15 protein-coding genes and 1 pseudogene are annotated in these 17,193 nt (G+C 69.3%); 5 read left to right on the top strand and 11 right to left on the bottom strand.

What is annotated here, in order from left to right:
• The first annotated feature begins 132 nt into the window (after nucleotides 1-132).
• Nucleotides 133-462, top strand: a complete 330-nt coding sequence (locus tag DQP57_RS15410) for a PE-PGRS family protein (RefSeq protein WP_112633767.1) — start codon at nucleotides 133-135, stop codon at nucleotides 460-462.
• 12 nt (nucleotides 463-474) lie between these two features.
• On the opposite strand, the gene DQP57_RS15405 is transcribed toward DQP57_RS15410, so the two are convergent.
• Together DQP57_RS15405 and DQP57_RS15400 are read right to left on the bottom strand one after the other, a co-directional pair.
• Entirely contained in the window at nucleotides 475-3,729 is a 3,255-nt protein-coding gene (locus tag DQP57_RS15405; protein ID WP_112633766.1) for an acetyl-CoA carboxylase family protein, read from the bottom strand.
• Nucleotides 3,726-5,258, bottom strand: coding sequence for a class I adenylate-forming enzyme family protein (locus DQP57_RS15400; protein ID WP_205869140.1), 1,533 nt, complete (start codon nucleotides 5,256-5,258; stop codon nucleotides 3,726-3,728). The genes DQP57_RS15405 and DQP57_RS15400 overlap by 4 nt, the downstream gene beginning before the upstream one ends.
• A gap of 39 nt (nucleotides 5,259-5,297) precedes the next feature.
• Between DQP57_RS15400 and DQP57_RS15395 the strand changes: the two genes are divergently transcribed.
• Together DQP57_RS15395 and DQP57_RS15390 are read left to right on the top strand one after the other, a co-directional pair.
• Nucleotides 5,298-6,131 (top strand): thioesterase family protein, encoded by an 834-nt coding sequence (locus tag DQP57_RS15395; RefSeq protein ID WP_205869139.1) that lies wholly within the window; start codon nucleotides 5,298-5,300, stop codon nucleotides 6,129-6,131.
• Between the two features lie 45 nt (nucleotides 6,132-6,176).
• Nucleotides 6,177-6,674 carry a hypothetical protein gene (locus tag DQP57_RS15390; protein WP_133259245.1) on the top strand — a complete coding sequence of 166 codons (498 nt, stop codon included), beginning with the start codon at nucleotides 6,177-6,179 and terminating at the stop codon, nucleotides 6,672-6,674.
• Here DQP57_RS15390 and DQP57_RS15385 read toward each other — a convergent pair.
• The 4 genes from DQP57_RS15385 to DQP57_RS15370 all read right to left on the bottom strand — a co-directional run bounded on the left by DQP57_RS15385 (nucleotide 6,671) and on the right by DQP57_RS15370 (nucleotide 8,975).
• The gene (locus DQP57_RS15385; RefSeq protein ID WP_112633787.1) at nucleotides 6,671-7,072 is read right to left on the bottom strand and encodes a flavodoxin family protein; all 402 of its coding nucleotides are present in this window, start codon (nucleotides 7,070-7,072) and stop codon (nucleotides 6,671-6,673) included. The genes DQP57_RS15390 and DQP57_RS15385 overlap by 4 nt on opposite strands.
• A 62-nt stretch (nucleotides 7,073-7,134) precedes the next feature.
• Nucleotides 7,135-7,590 carry a hypothetical protein gene (locus tag DQP57_RS15380; RefSeq protein ID WP_112633763.1) on the bottom strand — a complete coding sequence of 152 codons (456 nt, stop codon included), beginning with the start codon at nucleotides 7,588-7,590 and terminating at the stop codon, nucleotides 7,135-7,137.
• Between the two features lie 12 nt (nucleotides 7,591-7,602).
• Nucleotides 7,603-8,340, bottom strand: a complete 738-nt coding sequence (gene dapB, locus DQP57_RS15375) for a 4-hydroxy-tetrahydrodipicolinate reductase (RefSeq protein ID WP_112633762.1) — start codon at nucleotides 8,338-8,340, stop codon at nucleotides 7,603-7,605.
• Between the two features lie 77 nt (nucleotides 8,341-8,417).
• Entirely contained in the window at nucleotides 8,418-8,975 is a 558-nt protein-coding gene (locus DQP57_RS15370; RefSeq protein WP_112633786.1) for a hypothetical protein, read from the bottom strand.
• Nucleotides 8,976-9,140: 165 nt separating this feature from the next.
• Here DQP57_RS15370 and DQP57_RS15365 point away from each other — a divergent pair.
• Nucleotides 9,141-10,499 (top strand): annotated as a pseudogene (locus tag DQP57_RS15365) (HNH endonuclease signature motif containing protein).
• A gap of 5 nt (nucleotides 10,500-10,504) precedes the next feature.
• On the opposite strand, the gene DQP57_RS15360 reads toward DQP57_RS15365, so the two are convergent.
• Entirely contained in the window at nucleotides 10,505-11,587 is a 1,083-nt protein-coding gene (locus DQP57_RS15360; protein ID WP_112633761.1) for an NAD(P)H-dependent amine dehydrogenase family protein, read from the bottom strand.
• A complete protein-coding gene (locus tag DQP57_RS15355; protein WP_112633760.1) occupies nucleotides 11,584-12,591 on the bottom strand; it encodes a Rieske 2Fe-2S domain-containing protein in 1,008 nt (335 codons plus the stop codon). The genes DQP57_RS15360 and DQP57_RS15355 overlap by 4 nt, the downstream gene beginning before the upstream one ends.
• A gap of 121 nt (nucleotides 12,592-12,712) precedes the next feature.
• On the opposite strand from DQP57_RS15355, the gene DQP57_RS15345 reads away from it, so the two are divergent.
• Nucleotides 12,713-13,363, top strand: coding sequence for a TetR/AcrR family transcriptional regulator (locus tag DQP57_RS15345; protein WP_112633759.1), 651 nt, complete (start codon nucleotides 12,713-12,715; stop codon nucleotides 13,361-13,363).
• Between the two features lie 12 nt (nucleotides 13,364-13,375).
• Here the strand turns inward: DQP57_RS15345 and DQP57_RS15340 are convergent, their stop codons facing one another.
• The 3 genes from DQP57_RS15340 to DQP57_RS15330 are packed head-to-tail and all read right to left on the bottom strand — an operon-like array spanning nucleotide 13,376 to nucleotide 17,157.
• Nucleotides 13,376-14,452: a PDR/VanB family oxidoreductase gene (locus tag DQP57_RS15340; protein ID WP_112633758.1), complete on the bottom strand. Its 1,077-nt coding sequence runs from the start codon at nucleotides 14,450-14,452 to the stop codon at nucleotides 13,376-13,378.
• A 12-nt stretch (nucleotides 14,453-14,464) separates the two neighbouring features.
• Nucleotides 14,465-16,246: an SDR family oxidoreductase gene (locus DQP57_RS15335; RefSeq protein ID WP_112633757.1), complete on the bottom strand. Its 1,782-nt coding sequence runs from the start codon at nucleotides 16,244-16,246 to the stop codon at nucleotides 14,465-14,467.
• Nucleotides 16,246-17,157: a metal-dependent hydrolase gene (locus DQP57_RS15330; protein ID WP_240631769.1), complete on the bottom strand. Its 912-nt coding sequence runs from the start codon at nucleotides 17,155-17,157 to the stop codon at nucleotides 16,246-16,248. The genes DQP57_RS15335 and DQP57_RS15330 overlap by 1 nt, the downstream gene beginning before the upstream one ends.
• Nucleotides 17,158-17,193: the final 36 nt, after the last annotated feature.

The raw sequence follows: 17,193 nt of genomic DNA, 5'->3' as shown, positions 1-17,193 counted from the left end.
GGGTCAGGCCTTCCGTCGCGGTGAGAGCCGCCGTGCGGCAGCGGAACTTCGTTTGGCGTCGAATTTTATTCGCGATGTTTTGGACACGTGTTGAGGTGGTATGCCAGGCGCATGTTATCGAAATTGACACTGATGAAACCGCTGGTTGTCGCCGGGGCTGTCGCTGCGGCCATCGCCGCAGCGCCGACGGCCGCTGCTGACGTGTACGTCGCGGGACCAGCTGCCAACTCCCCCGCCCCGACCCACGTCATCTTCAAGGATGACCCGGGCGGCGGCGGCTGCGACGCCAACGGAAACTGCGGCTCGGGCGGCCAGTTCAACGGTCCGGGCGGCGGTCCGGGCGGTCAGGGCTGCGTCCCGGGCGTCGGCTGCGGCTCCGGCGGGCAGAACGCGGGTCCGGGCGGCGTGCCCGGCGGTACCGGATGTCTGCCCGGCGTCGGCTGCGGTTCCGGCCACGCCTGATCGATCGACCCCTCAGCCGCCCGAGAGCCTGGTGATCCAGGCCCGGGAGGCTGCTGGGTCAATGACGTCGTCCAACTCGAACGTGGTGGCCGCCCGCAGCGCCTTGCCGTGTTCGTAGGCCGCGGCCACCAGGCGGTCGAACAGGGCTTGCCGCTCGGCCGGATCGTCGGCGGCCGCTAGCTCCTTGCTGAACCCGAGGCGCACAGCGCCTTCCAGCCCCATGCCGCCGATCTCGCCGGTGGGCCAGGCGATGGTGAACTGCGGTGCGCGGAACGAACCGCCGGCCATCGCCATCGCGCCCAGCCCATAACCCTTGCGCAGAATGATCATTCCCAGCGGCACCGTCAGCCGGGCACCCAGGACGAACATCCGGCCGAAGCGGCGCACCGCCGCGTCCTTCTCCGCGTCGGGCCCCACCATGAACCCCGGCGTGTCGCACAGCGAGATCACCGGCAACCCGAACGATTCGCACAAGGCGAGGAAGTCGCCGGCCTTGTCGGCCGCCTCGGCGTCGATCGCGCCACCGAGGTGGTGGGTGCTGTTGGCGATCAGCCCGTACGGCACGCCCTCGACGCGGACCAGGGCGGTCACGATCCCCACGCCGTAGTCTGCCCGCAACTGAAGGACCGAGCCCACGTCGACGATCGACTCGATCGCCCGATGCACGTCGTACGCGCGTAATCGGTTCTGCGGCACCACCTGGCGGGCCAACCGCGGGTCGGGGGCGGTCCAGTCGCTCAGCGTGCCCTGAAAGTACGACAGGTATTGCTTGGCCAGGGCGACCGCGTGGGCCTCGTCGCGGGCGACCAGGCCGACCACCCCGTTGCGGCGCTGCACGCCGATCGGCCCGATCGCCTCGGGCGGATACACGCCCAGCCCGCCGCCCTCGATCATCGCCGGGCCGCCCATCCCGATGTTGGCGTCCGGCGTCGCGATGATCACGTCGCACACTCCGGCCAGCGCCGCGTTGCCGGCGAAGCAACGGCCCGACACGATCGACACCAGCGGCACCTCGCCGCGCAACGCCGCGAGCATCCGGAAGGTCGGCACGTCCAGACCGGCGGCGCCGCCGACGTCGGTATCGCCCGGTCGGCCGCCGCCGCCCTCGGCGAAGAGCACGACGGGCACGCGCTGTCGCGCGGCAAGATCGAACACGCGGTCGGTTTTGGCGTGGTTGCGCATGCCCTGCGTGCCGGCTAGCACCGTGTAGTCATAGGACACCACGACGGCCTGCGCCGCGGCCCGCCCGAACCGGTCCGCGCCGATGGTGGCCAGCCCGGCGACCAGGCCGTCGGCCGGGGTGTTGACGATCAGGTCCTCTTCCGAGCGGCGGCTGCGCTGGGCCGCGACGGCGAGCGCGCCGTATTCGACGAAGCTGTCGGGATCGACCAGATCGGCGATGTTCTCCCGCGCGGTGCGACGGCCCCGCTGGTGCCGCTTGGCAACGACGGCCGGGCGGCCCTCGTCGAGGGTCAGGGAATGCCGGTGCACGACCTCGTCGAGGTCGGCACGCGGTCGATCGAGATCCATTGCCGTCGAAGATGATTCGTCGTCGCCGGTGGGATCGGTGCGGGTGAAGACCAGCAGGGGATCTCCGGTCCCGACCACCTGGCCTGGTGTCACCAGGACCCGGACGGTCCGCAACGCGTCCGGCGCGACGAGCACGTGCTGCATCTTCATCGATTCCAGGACCACCAGCTCGCCCCCCGCCGGGTATTCGGCGCCCTCGGCGGCCACCTCGACCACGGTGCCGGCCAGCTGGGCACGCAGCGCATCCTCGCCGGGATAGAGCTCGATCGCCGCCGCCCGGGGTTCTTGCTGGTGCGACAGCGCGGCCCAGGCCAGCTCGGGGAGCTTCTCGTCGAGGAAACCGGTGCTGACCCAACCGGATTCGAGGCGATCATCGGCCAGCAGCTCGCGCAGGAACGCGATGTTCGTGTGCACGCCCTCGATGCTGAATTCGGCCAGCGCGGTGCGGGCCTTGCGCACCGCCGCCGGCCACGATGACCCGCGCTTGGCGGGCGATCCGTGGACTCCATGCACAAAGACGATGAGCTTGGCCAACAGCGAGTCGTACTGGGGGCTTATCACCAACCCCGCCCGGCCATAGGTGTCGACGCGCACGCCGGGACCGCTGGGCGGGGAGAACACGGTGAGTGCGCCCGCGGAGGGCGCGACGGAGAAGTCGGGCCCGAAGGTCTCCGCGTTGACCCTGAGCTGAATGGCGACGCCGCGCCGCGCGGCCGGCTCGCCGATGACTTCGGTGCCGTCGGAGGCGATTCCGGACGGCAGCCCCAGCTGGTAGAAGGACGCGCCCCCGGCGATGGCGAGCTGCGCGGCCACCAGGTCGAGCCCGGTGGTTTCCTCGGTAACGGTGTGCTCGACCTGGATTCGCGGGTTGACCTCGAGGAACACGAAGTCTTCGCCGGTGACCAGGAATTCGACGGTGGCCAGCCCGCGCAGGCCGACGCGGGCGCACAGCCGCACCGCCGCCCGGTGCAGGGCCCGGCGCAGGTCATCCGAAATCCCTTGGGCGGGCGCGATTTCGACCAGCTTCTGGTAACGCCGCTGGATGCTGCAGTCGCGGTCGCCGACCGCGTGCGCGTGCGTCTGATGTCCGGCCGGCGCCGCGACCACCTGCACCTCGATGTGGCGGGCGTCGGTGAGCAGCGCCTCGGCGAACAGCGCGGGATCGCCGAATCCCAGTTGTGCTTCGGCGGCGCAGCGCCGGTAGGCGTCGTCGATCTGATCGGCGCTGTGCACCTTGCGCATTCCCCGGCCTCCGCCGCCGGCGAGGGCCTTGATCATGATGCCGCCGCCCTGGGCGGCGAAGAACGCCTTGACGTCCTCGACGCCGCTCGGGCCGTCGGTCGCGGGCAGCACGGGGACCCCGGCGGCGATCGCGGCGCCGCGCGCGGCGGTCTTGTTGCCCAACAGTTCGAGGACCCTGGCGTCGGGTCCGACAAATGTGTAGCCGCCGGCCGCGCAGGCGTCGGCGAATGCGGCGTTCTCACTGAGGAATCCGTAACCGGGATGAATCAGTTCGGCGCCGGAGCTTTTCGCCGCCGCCAGCATGGCGGCCTGGTCCAGATAGGCTCGTGGGCCGGTGCCCGGCAGGCCGATCGCCTCGTCGGCCGCATGCACGTGCGGGCTCTCGGCGTCGTCTTCGGCATAGACCGCGAGGGTGCGCATGCCCAATTCGGTTGCGGTGCGTATGATTCGCAGCGCGATCTCGCCGCGGTTGGCGACCAGCAGGCTCGCGCTCATCGCAGCGGCTCGCCCCACTGAACCTGCTCACGGAGTCTGGCCTTGAGCAGCTTGCCGCCGGCATTGCGCGGCAGCGCGGTGTCGACCACGGTGACGTATTGCGGCACTTTGTAATCGGCCAGCTGGGCGCGGCAGTGGTCGAGCACCGCCGGCACGTCGATCTCGTCGTCGCCGCCGAACAGCACCGCCCCGACCTTCTCCCCCATGACTTCGTCGGAAACCCCGAGCACGCAGGCGTCGGCCACGTGGGGCGCGGCCAGCAGCACGGCCTCCACCTCGACGCTGGAGACGTTCTCACCGCCGCGGTTGATGATGTCCTTGAGCCGGTCGACGATGTGCACCCGGTCCGCGTCGTCGACGCGCACCACGTCGCCGGTGTGCAGCCAGCCGTCCGCGAAGGTGGTGGCGGTGGCCTCGGGCCGGTTCCAGTAGCCGGTGGTCACGTTGGCGCCGCGCGCCACGAGCTCGCCCTCGCCGGGGTCGTCGCCGAACGGGATCACACCGAGGTCGACCGAGGGCACCGCGTACCCGACGGAGTCGGCGTGCTCGACGGCCTCGGCGTCGGGCAGCACGGTCATCAGCGATGCCGTCTCCGTCATGCCATAGCCGTTGAACACCGTGGCCTGGGCGAACGCGTTCTTCACCGACCGCACCAGCGACGGCGCGATCGGGGCACCGCCGTAGCCCACCCACCGCACGCCCGACGTGTCGAGTGCGGCAAATTCCTTGTGGCGCAACAACAGCGAATAGATCGCCGGGACCGTTACCAGGATCGAGATGCGCTCGGCGGTCAGCGTGGTGAGCAGCGCGTCCACGTTCAGCGCGGGCATGATCACCGACGCGCCACCGAGCCGGGCGGCGGTCAGAAGCTGGGTGTTGCAACCGGTCACGTGGAACAACGGCACCGAGATCAGCGTGCGCATCGCCTCGCCGAGGTCCCGCGGCTGTTGCAGGCAGCGGATCGCGTTCTCGGTGTTGGTCAGAAATGCCTCGTGCGTGGTCGGCACGCCCTTGGGGTGGCCGGTGGTACCCGAGGTGTAGAACAGCGCGGCCGTGTCGGCGTGGTCCAGTTGGTCGGTGACGTACGGGTGACCGTCGGGCAGCGGCGCGTCGGGCGCCAGATCCACCCGGGCCCCGGAGTCGGACAGGACGAACTCGACCTCCGGCCGCGCCGAGCGCGTATTGACCGCCACCGCAACGCCACCGGCCATCACGATGCCCCAGAAGGCCAGCGCCCAGTCGAGGCCGGCGGGGTAGCGCACCGCGACCCGGTCGCCGCGCCGCAGGCCGCCATCGCGCAGCCCGCCGGCGACTCGCGCCGCACCGTCCCAGAGCTGCCGGTAGGTCAGCCGGCCGCCGCCCAGCTCGACCAGGGCCTCGGCGTCCGGCCGCGCGTCGACGTGTTCGGCGAGCATGTCGAGCAGGGTGGCCGGGAGCGCATCGTAGCGCGGTATGCCGTCGGGGCCGCGGGACACACCGGTCATCGGGAACGGGTTGGCGCCGCGCGGAATTTCGATCACTGGAGGCATGCCCGGTCCTTACTATCCTGCTGCCCTATCGTGATAGCGGTGACGATCGAGGATTCCGCCATCATGCCCGAGGCGTTTTTCACTGTAGACGGCGACTCCTATGTTCCGGGTGCGATGACGCAAGGCCCGTGGGGCGCGGCGATGGGCGGCCAGATCGTCGGGGGGCTGTTGGGTTGGGGCATAGAGCGATCGGGCATTGATCCCGAGTTCCAGCCCGCCCGTCTGACCGTCGACCTGATCCGGCCGGCGCTGCTGCTGCCAGTGCAGATCCGGACCTCGGTCCAGCGGGAGGGCCGGCGGATCAGGCTGGTCGATGCCGCCCTGATTCAGCGCGACACGATCGTGGCGCGCGCCAGCGCGCTGTTCCTGCGCCGCGGCGAGCATCCCGAAGGCCAGGTGTGGTCGTTTCCGGTCGAAATGCCGCCGCTGCCGGCGTCCTACGACGGCTTTCCCACCGACATGCCGTTCCATATCTGGGGATACGGGGCGACGTTCGAAGGCAGCCCCGGCATCGCCGCCGGCGAGTGGGAGCAGTCCCATGCCCAGAAGTTCGCGTGGGCGAGGGTGTTTCGCCCGATGGTGCACGGCCACGCCCTGACGCCGTTCACCCGCCTGGCGTTCGTCGGCGACATCACCAGCTCGCTCACGCATTGGGGCACAAGCGGATTGCGGTACATCAACGCCGACTACACCGTCACGGCGAGCCGGCTGCCCGAGGGCGAATTCGTCGGGCTGGCCGCGCAGAGCCACTACGGCACGGCCGGTGTCGCCACCGGCGCCGCGACGCTGTTCGACCAGCACGGCCCGCTCGGCACCAGCTCCGCACTGGCGGTGGCCCAGCCCGCCGGCGCGTTCCAGCCGACCCACACCTAGGCGGGCACCCTGGACTCGCGAGCCGTTTCGCGGGAGCCTTCAGTGGTGAACAAGCGCACAGCGAACAGCCGCCTCGCGGCCGCCGCCGTCTCCTTCCTCGGCTACACGGCGGTGATGCTCGTGCTGGAACGTCGTATGCGCCGCAGCGGCGGGCCGGGGATCATCGCATTCGAGTTGGCCGGTAGCGCGCCCCGAGCCGAAGACATCATGACCCGGTGGGGCAGCGATGGTCAGCGCGCGGCGCGCCTGTCGCTGTGGCTCGACTTCGGCTACATGGCGACCTACGGCGTGTTGACGGCGCTACTGGTGGACCGCGCACGCCGGCGGCGTGGACACCCGGCTGTCGTGCCCGCCGCGGTGCTCATCGCCGTCGCCGGCGACGCGGTGGAGGGAGTCTCGCTGCTGAGGGTGTTGCGCCGGACACGCGTCGGTGTGCATGCCCGGCGCGCACGGGTCGCCGCGTCGATCAAGTTCGCCGTCCTCGTGGGGGCGTTGGGATACGCCGCGACCGGATCAGTCCGTCGGGAAACGGGCGTCGGCTAGTCCATCAACTGCGCGGCGACCGTCGCCCCCAGCTCCCAGCACGCTTGCAGCTCGTCCTTGCTCGGCTTGCCCGAAACCACAACGGTCGCAGCGGCTTTGGACCAGCCCAGCCCGGTGGTGATGGTATCGACGGCGCGCTCGGCACCCTCGGTGCCCTCGTTGCCGTGCAGGTACAGTCCGAACGGCCGCCCGCGAGTGGAGTCGAGCAATTGGTAATAGGCGCAGTCGAATGCGTGCTTGAGGGCGCCCGAAATGTATCCGAGGTTCGCGGGGCTGCCCAGCAGGTAACCGTCCGCGGCCAGCATCTCGGCCGGCGACACCGTCAGCGCCGGGCGTCGCAGCACCTCCACGCCCTCGATGTCGGGGTCGGTGGCACCGGAGACCACCGCCTCGAACATCTCGTGAGTGTGCGGCGACGGCGTGTGGTGCACGACCAGCAGCGTCTTGCGCGGCGCTTCGCTCACCGGCGCCCCTGCAGGTCGACCGCGGTCTTCATCGCCTCGCGCGCGCGGCGACGATCCCCGGCGTAGTCATAGGCGCGGGCCAGCCGATACCAGCGCCGCCAGTCGTCGGGGTGGTCCTGCACTTCGGTGCGTACCGCGGCGAACAGTTCGTCGGCCGCGTCGCGCTGGATGCGCCCCGACGGCCGGCGCGGCAGCGCGCTGGTGTCCAGTTCCATTCCGTCGGCAGCGATCAGCCTGGCCAGCTTCTGGTGCGCGAATCCGGCGCGCAGCGTGGCGATCATCGCCCACAGTCCGATCACGGGCAAGATCAACACGGCCACTCCGAGGCCGACGGCGGCGGCCCGCCCGGAGCCGATCATCGCGACGGCCACCCGCCCCAACAGCACGAAGTACACCAACAGCGCGACGCACATGAAGGCCACGAGCAATTGGGTGCGCAGCGCTTTGGTCATGGCAGAGTCAGGTCATTGCAGATCGAGCAGCGCCTCGAGACCCACAGTGAGGCCCGGGTGTTCGGTGACGCGCCGCACCGCCAGCAGCACGCCGGGCACGAACGAGGTCCGGTCAATGCTGTCGTGGCGGATGGTCAGCATCTCCCCCTCGGTCCCGAACAGGATCTCCTGGTGGGCGACCAGCCCGGCCAACCGCACCGAGTGCACCGGGATGCCGTCGACATCGGCGCCGCGCGCACCCGGCAGGGCGGTGCTGGTGGCATCGGGGTTGGGCGGCAAGTCTTTTCGCGCCTCGGCGATCAGCTTCGCGGTGCGCGTCGCGGTTCCCGACGGGGCGTCGGCCTTGTGCGGGTGATGCAGCTCGATCACCTCCGCGGAGTCGAAGAAGGGCGCCGCCTGCTTGGCGAAGTGCATCGACAGCACCGCACCGATCGCGAAGTTCGGCGCGATCAGCACCGACGTGCCCGGGCTGTCGGCGAGCCAGTTTTGCACCTGTTGCAGCCGCTCGGCGGTGAAGCCCGTGGTCCCCACGACGGCGTGAATTCCGTTGTCGATGACGAACTTCAGATTCTCCATCACCACGTCGGGGTGGGTGAAGTCGATGACGACCTCGGTGTCACCGTCGGTCAGCAGGCTCATCGGATCGCCGGCGTCCACCTCGGCGGACAAGCTCAGATCCTCGGCGGCGTGCACGCCCGCCACCATCGCCGATCCGACCTTGCCCTTGGCTCCCAGCACTCCTACCCGCATGGCCTTCACCCTAGACCGGGCCACATCCGCACCGCCGCGTGCGTCATGACCACTCGCACGCGGGTTCTTCGCGCCGATCAGGTGTGGACGATCCAGCCCGCAACGGCGTAGGGAGCGGGATGCGCGGGATCGTTCATCGTGATGTACAGGTCGCCTGCCGTGGGCACAGCGAAACCGACGAATCCATGCGTGGTCTGCCCGTCGTGCAGGCCACCCGATGTCAGCGGGGGCATCTTGTCCAGCCTCCGGAAGTCGACCGCTAACGTCGCCGGCTGGGGCGCATCGTCGGGATGCGTCCATGGCTGAGCGCCGCCGCCATGGCCGGCGAACATATAGTTCTGGTTGACCTGGAAGAACCGGTGCGACGTCGCGGTGATGGTCAGTTCCACCACGTTGCATGCGGAGTCAGGCGTCGGATTCGCAAAATGAGACGTGCACCCCGGCGGTAACCACGTTGCGCTGTTGACAGTGATGTCGGCGGTCGCGCCGTCGGCCGCCCGCGCGTGCACGGGCACGCCCATCTGACCGATCGGAAACGGCGGGCTCTCGGGCGTGTCGGCCGAAGCGGAGGGACACGGGCATGCGGCGATCACCACGGCGACCGCGGCTGCGGCATTGACAAATCCCGCGCGCACCACGGGTGATTACCCGCGGCGCTGCCCCGAAAAACGCCTGCAAATCGCCTCGAAGTTGCGTCATCGGACCGCCGGACCGGGGTGAGTTGTCCACAGTCCGGGATCCATCCACAGCTGCCGCGACAGTCCGTTTCCCTTCTAGCCCCGCCCGCATAACATTCGAACATGCATTCGATCGAGGCGCCGGCGGAGGTGTTGGCCGCCCTGGACGCGCAGGACGCCGCCGACGCGGCGATCCGCGGGCTGAACCTCGACGTGCTGAGCCCGGCCGTGCGGCTGCGCGTGCTCGAGCGGATGGAGGCCTCGCGCCGGCGACAGATCGCGGTCAGCCACGACGTGATCGCGGGGTTGGCCAAAGAAGATTCCGCCGACATCGGCGGTCCGGTGCACAAAGTGGTCGCCGACTGGCTGCGGATCAGCTACGCCGAGGCGTCCCGCCGGCTTCGCGACGCCACCGAGCTGTCTCCGCGCTTGACCCTCACCGGCCAGGAGCTGCCGCCCCCATTGCCGGCTACGGCCGCGGCGTGGCGGGAGGGGCTGCTCGACGGCCAGCACCTGCGTGTCATCCAAACGTTCATCCGGGATCTCCCGGATGCCGTCCCCGCCGCCACGGTGGACAGCGCCGAGTGATTCCTGGCCGGCCAGGCCCGGCAGCTGCGTCCCGATCAGCTGCAGAAGATCGCGCACCAGTGCGCCCTGCGGATCAATCCCGACGGAACGTTCTCCGACGCCGACCGGGCACGCCAGCGTGGCTTCACCTGGTGCGGCCAACGGCCCGACGGCATGAGCGTCGCGAAGCTGATCGCCTCACCCGAGCTGCGCGCGAACCTCGACGCCTGGCTGTCCCGCTTCGCCGCCCCCGGGATGTGCAACCCCGACGATGAAACACCTTGCGTCGCAGGAGAACCCGATGACGAGCGCGCCCGGCGCGATATGCGCACTCCGGCGCAGCGCCGGCACGATGCCCTCAACGCCCTGGTGCGCGGTCAGCTGGGTGACCCGAAACTCGGTCAGCACAACGGATTACCCGTGACCGTCATCGTGTCGACCACCCTGCAGGAGCTGACGTCGGGCGGAGGGTGCGCGGTGACCGGAGGCGGAACCCTGCTGCCGATGCGCGATGTGATCCGGATGGCCCGCCACGCCTACCACTACCTGGCCGTGTTCGACGATCACTCGCGCCGCCCGCTGTATCTCGGCCGGTCGCGGCGCATCGCGACACCGGATCAGCGCATCGTCTTGTACGCGCACGACCGCGGCTGCACCCACCCTGGCTGCGACGCGCCCGGCTATTGGTGCGAAGTGCATCATTGCGACGAGTGGGCCGCCGGCGGCGCGACGGACGCGAACAACCTCACGTTCGCATGCGCGGCGCATCACAAGCTGGCCGCACGAGGCTGGCGGACACGCAAAACCTCCCAGGGCCGTACGGCGTGGATCCCGCCGCCACAGCTGGATCGCGGCGTGCGCACCAACGACTTTCACCATCCCGAACGCCTCTTCGACGACGGTGCGTCGCCGTGACCGGCCTACGTCTTGAACCGCCCGGCGAAACCGCGCAGCGGCAGGTCGGCGCTGGTGATCAGTCCCGGCGGCGCCGCCACCACCGACTTGATCGAGGCCAGCGCGGGCATGCCGGTGACGGTCATGCCGATCGAGGCGAAGTTGTCCGGGTTGGACAGGTCGACGCCGGGCTTCGGGAAGATCATGTGTTTGTTGTAGATGCAGGGATCGCCCTTGATCTGAGTGATGTAGCAGCCCTTGATGTTCCAGCTCGGGTCGGTGTGCGGGGTCATCTGCCATTCCAGGTGCGTCTCCACCCGCGGCACGCCGTCGACCATGCCCTGGTACTTGATGTAGTTACCACCCAGCGAACCCTTGGGCAACGTGTACCAGCCCAGGTCGACGTCCTTGGTGCACGCGCCCAGCTCGTAGCTGAACGTGACCTCGTCGAGCGTCAGGTCGAAACAGTCGGCCATCATGTACACGCTGTCGGCGAAGACGCGCGTGTACTTCTCGAGCTTCGAGGGGATTTCGGGGTCGTCGACCGGCTGGCCGTAACCCACCTCGATCCAGGTGTCCTTGGAGTGGTGGCATGACACGTCGACGGACTCGATGGTGGTCACGTTCTCAATGTCGGCGACGTCGGCCGAGCACACTACGCCCAGAATCTGATTCAGCCCGGGGTTCATGCCGGTGCCGTAGAAGGTCGCGCCACCCTTTTCGGCGGCCTCGGCCAACAGCTCGGTCACCGGCTTGCCCGACGGGTGCGGGTGGTTCCTGTCGCGGTGCCAGCCGGTGATCCAGTCGGCGGTGGTGACGATGTTGATGCCGGCCTCGAGCACCCTGACGTAGAGGTCCTCGTCGGGGAACACCCCGTGAAAGGTCAGCACGTCGGGCTTGGCGGCGATGATCTCCTCGACCGTCCCGGTGAAGGCCACCCCGTTGGGCGCCAGGCCGGCGAACTCGCCGGTATCCTTGCCGACTTTCTCCGGCGAATAGCAGTGCACGCCAATGAGTTCGATGTCGGGCTGGGTGGCGATCCGCTTGATCATTTCGGTGCCGACGTTGCCGCTTCCGACCTGAAAGACGCGTACCGGTGCTGTGCTCATTGCCTGGAGCCTTCCTGCGTTGCGAACGCCTCGGGATAGAACTGCTTGGCCCACTTGCGAATTGCGGTGAAGCCTTCGTACTCGTCGGGGGCGAGCGCGGGCGGATCCGAATAGCGCTGGTGGCGCCAGATCTCGATGTCCTGCTCGAACTGGCGGATGACCTCGCGGCCGAATTCGTCCGCCTTGGCGGCCGCGCGGGCGGGGTCTTTGTGCGGCGTTCGGCCGATGTAGACCATGAAACGCACGTCGGAGGTGAACTCGTCGATCGGCGTGATCGCCGAGATGGTGCGGTTGTCGATCATGCCCCAGCTCTTTGTCACCGCGATGCCCAGTCCGCCGTTGATGGCCTGCACGCCGCTGTTGACGTCCTCGATCTTCTGCCCGTCGTCGCCCTCGAAGGTGATGGTGAAGTCGACGTAGGACACCGGCTCGGCGAAGTCGTGGCGGGTGAACACCGGGACGATCGGGGTGTTGTGCACGAACTTGAAGTGCGCGAAGTCCACCCCGTTCTCCAGCACGTATTGCGGGTGCAGTTCCAGCCTTTCGCGATACAGCCGCTGTTGCGGGTAGTAGTCGTCCGCGCTGCTGCCGTCCCCGAACGCGGCGAACACGTCCGGCGCGTCGAAGTAGGGTTCGCGGCCGTCCAGGTCATGCCAGATGTAGACCGAGGCGTTGCGCTCGACCACCGGGTAGGTGCGAATGCGGCGGCCTCGGTTGGGCCGGTCCTGGTACGGGATGCAGACATTGCGGCCCTCGTGGCTCCACTGCCATCCGTGGAACGGGCACTGCAGCACCTCGCCGACGACCGTGCCGCCGTACCCCAGGTGTGCGCCCAGGTGCTCGCAGTAGGCGTTCATCACGGTGAGCTCGCCGGATTCGGCGCGCCAGGCGACCATCTCCTGGTCGAAGTACTTCATTGTGTGCACGTCGCCGACGCCGATCTCGCCGGACCAGGCGACCTGGAACCAGCCGGTCGGTTTCATCGACAACGGTGGCTTAGCCATCGAGCCCTGCCATGTGAGCTGCCCTCCCTCGCGTACGAATGATAAGCCGCGCCGCCAGCCAAATCAAAGTACCCTCTATGAAAATCTTCGTCGACGGGGCGCCAGTGGATAAGATCGGCAAATGACCCGCCCACGCAGCGCCGCCGGCGTCGCGGGCCGGCGCCCGAATCGGCGGGGCCATGCGACTCGCGAAAGCATGCTTGAGGCGGCGCTGCGCTCCCTGGCCTCCGGCGAGCCCGGCTCGGTGTCGGCCAACCGGATCGCCAAGGACATCGGCGCCACCTGGGGCGCGGTACAGTACCAGTTCGGCGACACCGACGGGTTCTGGGCCGCGGTGCTGCACCGCACCGCCGAACGGCGGGCCGCGACGTTCTCCACGCTGTCGACTCCGATCTCGCCGGACGCCCCGCTGCGCGAGCGTGTCGGCGCCATCATCGAGACCCTCTATCGCGGTCTGGCGTCGCCGGATTCCCGCGCGATCGAGAACCTGCGGGCCGCGCTGCCGCGTGATCCCGACGAGCTCGAGCGGCTCTACCCGCGCACGGCCGCCGAGCTGTTCTCCTGGGGCAAGAGCTGGCTGGAGACCTGTCAGCACGCGTTCGCCGGTCTGGCCGTCGATCCGGATCGGGTCCGGGAGGTGGCCGCCCTGATCCCGGGCGCGATGCGCGGCCTGGTCTCGGAGCGTCAGCTGGGTTCCTACGCCGACCTCGACATGGCGCGCCGCGGGCTGACCAACGCCCTGGCCGCCTACCTCGAGCCGCCCCGGCCCTAAGGCGCCGCCGCGTCAGGCGTCGATGACGATACGCTCGCCGTCGGCCCGCGAGACACACACCAGCATGCCGTCGTCACCGGCCGCGGCGCGGCCGCGGTGATCTACTTGTCCGGCAAGCACTTTGACCCGGCAAGTCCCGCAGAATCCCTGCCGGCACGAGTAGGGGGTGGTCGGATCGCGATCCAGCATGACGTCGAGCGCCGTCCGGTTCGCCGGCACCGCGAGCACCTGCCGTGATCGCGCGAGCTCCAATTCGAACGGGGCCCCGTCGACGACGGGTGCCGGGCTGAAGCGCTCGTAATGCAGTGGCGCACCGGCATGTTCGTTGCGGGCGATCCGGACGGCCTCCAGCATGGCGCTGGGACCGCACACGTAGACAGCGGTCGCCGGACCCGCCCCGGCCAGCAGCTCCGCCACGGTGGCGAAGCGGCCGCGCTCGTCGTCGGCCCACACCGTCACGCGATCCGGCCCCATCGACACGACCTCGTCGAGCAGCGGCATGTACTCGCGGCTGCGACCGGAATAGACTGCGCGCCAATTGATGCCGCGCTGCGCGGCCACCTGGATCATCGGCAGGATGGGCGTCACCCCGATGCCGCCGATGACGAACAACACCTCGTCTTCGGCGGTGCCGAGATAGAACGCGTTGCGCGGCCCTTCGAAAGACAGCATGTCGCCCACGTCGAATGCCTCGTGCATCTCAATGGAGCCGCCCCCGCCGTCGGCGATCCGGCGCACGGCGATGCGGTAGTCGGTGCGTCGCCCGGGCGCACCGCACAACGAGTACTGCCGGCGCCGGCCCGAGGGCAGCAGGACGTCGATGTGTCCGCCGGGCGTCCAGGACGGGAGCAACCCGCCGTCGGGGTCGGCCAGGGTCAGCGCGACGACGTCGGGCGCGGCGAGCTCGCGCCTGGTCACCACCGCGGTCAGCGTGCGCTGCACCGGCTGCACCCGCGACGGCGACCAGCGGGACACCGAGGCGAACCCTTCGAACACCGCCCGCACACCCCACAACAGCGAGCCGAAGCGGTCGTGCTCGCGCCGCCCGTACAGGTCGGTGGGCCTGCTCGCCCAGATGCTTTCCGGCACCTCAAACGGTCCTTACTTCTGCCGAATGTCCAAGCGCGCAAACAACCGAATCGCCCCGGGGCTGATGCGCCGCATGGCGTAGCCGATCCTCGACTCCGCGGCGATCGGCAACACGGCCGGACCGGTCTTGATGGACTTGACGATCGCCTTGGCGGTGGCCTCGGGGGTGAAGTTGCGGCGCCGATAGGCGGCGTCGGCCTTGCCCCGCGCCCGCTCCTGCTGGTCGGCCGTCATGCCGGCGTAGATCGTGTTCTTGGCGATGTTGGTGTTGACGAATCCCGGGCACACCGCCGTGACGCCGATCCCCTCGTCGGCGAAGTCGGCCCGCAACGATTCGCTCAGAGCCAGCACGGCCGCCTTGGTGGTGCTGTAGGCGACCATGGATTTCGACGGCAGGAACGCCGCCGCGGAGGCCACGTTGATGATCGTGCCGCCCTCGCCCCGCTCGACCATCTGCGCCCCGAACGCCCGGCTGCCCGAGATGACGCCGCGGACATTGACGCCCAGGATGTCTTCCCAGTTCGCCGAGCTCGTCTCCAGGAACCGGCCCGCCATGCCGATGCCGGCGTTGTTGACCAGGATGTCGACCACCCCGTGTTCGTTGCACACCTGCGCCGCAAGGCCATTCACGGCGGACTCGTCGCTGACGTCGACCTGGTACACCGGGGCCTCGGCGCACGCCGCACGCACGGCGTCGGCGGTGTCGTTGGCCGCGGCCAGATCTCGGTCGACGAGCACGATCTTGCGCGCGCCGTGCCGGGCCAGTTCCACCGCCGTCGCCCGGCCGATCCCGGCGCCGGCCCCGGTGACCAGGGCCAGTTTGCCCCGCACCTCGCGCCGCTCGCCGCGCACCTCGGCCGCGCCGGCGCCGGTGGCGCCGGCGACGTTGCGGTCGACCCACTCGGCGGTCAGCCGGGCGATGACGTCGGGGCGCGACGTCACCACCCAGTGCCCGCCCTCGATCTCGGTCACCCTGGCGCCGTGGGGAATTGCGCCGGTGAATCGTTGTAGCGCGGGGGTGACGAAGATGTCCCGGCGCGGAACCAGCGTCTGGACCGCGACCGAGGTCTCGGGCAGTTGGCGGCCCGGAGCCAGCATCGGCGCCGGCATGTTCTGCCGGTACAGGTTGAGCCCGTGCACATAGTCGGTGATCGAACGCATGGTGTCGTGGCGTTGGCTGCGCGTGCTCGACCGGCCAATGCGCTCAAGGGCCTCAACGACTTTCACCCCGACGCGGGAGCGGAACGACAGCTCCGGCACGCCCGGGCACAGGAAGAAGCCGATGTAACCCGACGAGATCAGTTGCCGGATGACCCGGGCGACCGCGCGCGGGGTGCGTGCCGAGCGCAGGAACGCGCCGGCGTAGTTCAGGTGCGGCCCCGAGATCGAGGTGAAGGACGCGACCTTGCCCATCACCGCGTCGTCGGTGACCGCCGCCCAAGCTTGGATCGACCCCCAGTCATGGGCCAGCAGGTGCACCGGTCCGACGCCCAGGCTGTCGATCACCGCGCCGATGTCGGAGACCAGCTGCGTGAAGCGGTATCCGGATCTTTGTGCGGGGCGGGTGGATTCACCGGCGCCGCGCACGTCGTAGGCCACGACGTTGTAGGGCTTGCCGGCCAGCTCGTGGGCCACGCCGTCCCAGACATGGTGGTTGTCCGGAAAGCCGTGGATTGCCAGGATGGTTGGCCGCCCGGGGTCGATGTCGGTGTAGGAGTGCACGGCCAGCGTGACGCCGTCGCTGGCGGTAATGGTCGACGCGACCGTCGACGTCGTCGTCGAGTTCGTGGTCATCAGTGCGAGGCGCGGGCGGCGGGTGAGACGGCCAGGTAGTCGACGGCGAGCCCCAGTCCGCCGAGCTGTGCGGGGTGAAAGCCGGGTCGGTAGTAGTTGCCCATCGCGCGGATGAAGCGCAGCGGCCCGGGCACCAGGCCGCGCCGCGCGGCGCTGAAGTAGTCCCGCCAGCGGGGCTTGGTGCGCGGCGGCAGCTCGGGATCCAGCGAGTACATGAACCGCACGCCGCGAATCCACAACAGCAGCATGGCGGGCGTCACGACCAGTTGGGCACGCACTTGCCGCCAATAGCCGGCCTGCAGGTGCTTCATGGTGTCGAAGGCCACCGCCTTGTGTTCGACCTCCTCGGCGCCGTGCCAGCGCAACATGTCCAGCATCACCGGGTCGGTGCCGATCTCGTCGTGGGCCGGCGAGTCGAGGATCCACTCCCCCAGAATCGCGGTGTAGTGCTCGATGGCCGACACCAGCGACACCTGCTCGAGGAGCCAGCTCTGCCGCCGGCGCTCGCTCCAGTGGGGGCGGGGCCCCAGCAGCCGGTCGAACAGCCACGTGATCTGGCCGGTGTAGGGCGTCAGGTCGATGTCGCGCGCGGCGAAGTGGGCGAGCACGTTGGCGTGCGCCTGCGAATGCACGGCCTCCTGACCGATGAAGCCCTGCACATCCAGCCGCAGCTGGTCGTCCTTGATCAACGGCAGCGTCTGCTTGAACACCTCGACGAAGAATTCCTCGCCGGCGGGCAGCAGCAGGTGCAGCACGTTGAGGACGTGGGTGGCGAACGGCTCACCCGGCACGTAGTGGAACGGCAGCTGTGACCAGTCGAAGTGCACGTCGCGTGCCTCGAGCACCAGTCGCTCGTGGTCCAGCGAGGCGTCGTGCGGACCCGCTGCCTGGTCGTCGACGGTCAGCATCATGCCCCCTACCTCGGCGTTTAGCCCTCGATCACGGTC

Origin of the sequence: Mycobacterium colombiense (assembly GCF_003284935.1) — a bacterium.
GTDB classification, from domain to species: Bacteria; Actinomycetota; Actinomycetes; order Mycobacteriales; family Mycobacteriaceae; genus Mycobacterium; species Mycobacterium arosiense_A.
This window is presented reverse-complemented; position numbering and strand designations above follow the sequence as displayed.

What these genes read in the sequence shown, in the direction of transcription:
- DQP57_RS15410 (WP_112633767.1), top strand. Translation starts at nt 133, where the DNA reads ATGAAACCGCTGGTTGTCGCCGGGGCTGTCGCTGCGGCCATCGCCGCA.
- DQP57_RS15405 (WP_112633766.1), bottom strand. Translation starts at nt 3,729, where the DNA reads ATGAGCGCGAGCCTGCTGGTCGCCAACCGCGGCGAGATCGCGCTGCGA.
- DQP57_RS15400 (WP_205869140.1), bottom strand. Translation starts at nt 5,258, where the DNA reads ATGCCTCCAGTGATCGAAATTCCGCGCGGCGCCAACCCGTTCCCGATG.
- DQP57_RS15385 (WP_112633787.1), bottom strand. Translation starts at nt 7,072, where the DNA reads ATGTTCGAGGCGGTGGTCTCCGGTGCCACCGACCCCGACATCGAGGGC.
- DQP57_RS15380 (WP_112633763.1), bottom strand. Translation starts at nt 7,590, where the DNA reads ATGACCAAAGCGCTGCGCACCCAATTGCTCGTGGCCTTCATGTGCGTC.
- dapB (WP_112633762.1), bottom strand. Translation starts at nt 8,340, where the DNA reads ATGCGGGTAGGAGTGCTGGGAGCCAAGGGCAAGGTCGGATCGGCGATG.
- DQP57_RS15360 (WP_112633761.1), bottom strand. Translation starts at nt 11,587, where the DNA reads ATGAGCACAGCACCGGTACGCGTCTTTCAGGTCGGAAGCGGCAACGTC.
- DQP57_RS15355 (WP_112633760.1), bottom strand. Translation starts at nt 12,591, where the DNA reads ATGGCTAAGCCACCGTTGTCGATGAAACCGACCGGCTGGTTCCAGGTC.
- DQP57_RS15345 (WP_112633759.1), top strand. Translation starts at nt 12,713, where the DNA reads ATGACCCGCCCACGCAGCGCCGCCGGCGTCGCGGGCCGGCGCCCGAAT.
- DQP57_RS15335 (WP_112633757.1), bottom strand. Translation starts at nt 16,246, where the DNA reads ATGACCACGAACTCGACGACGACGTCGACGGTCGCGTCGACCATTACC.
- DQP57_RS15330 (WP_240631769.1), bottom strand. Translation starts at nt 17,157, where the DNA reads ATGATGCTGACCGTCGACGACCAGGCAGCGGGTCCGCACGACGCCTCG.